Source organism: Pseudoalteromonas sp. SIMBA_162 (genome assembly GCF_046535955.1).
Taxonomy (GTDB): domain Bacteria; phylum Pseudomonadota; class Gammaproteobacteria; order Enterobacterales; family Alteromonadaceae; genus Pseudoalteromonas; species Pseudoalteromonas marina.
Window position 1 is genome coordinate 1 of sequence record NZ_JAWJBQ010001059.1, and the last position, 242, is coordinate 242.

1 pseudogene is annotated in these 242 nt (G+C 47.5%); it reads right to left on the reverse strand.

The window, feature by feature from the left end:
- Window positions 1–242 (reverse strand): annotated as a pseudogene (locus R0J88_RS22940) (ATP-binding protein); the annotation flags it as partial.

Consider the following 242-nt stretch of genomic DNA (forward strand, 5'->3'; position numbering starts at 1 on the left):
CAGCAAAGGGCAGATAGATATTACATGCAGTATGTCCAGCCCAGCTATCACACTCACTATAGCCATCGTGCTGATCAAAGAGCGTCCGTGCACTCGAGAGTCCAAGCCCTGAGCCACCTTCTTTGTTGGTGATCAGAGGGTAGAACAAGGTTTTACTTATGCTGTTATCTATTCCTGGTCCGTGAGCAGATATTTAGGTCAACAAGACTGTTTTAGTTGCCTTGCCTGTACGACGGGGTTGA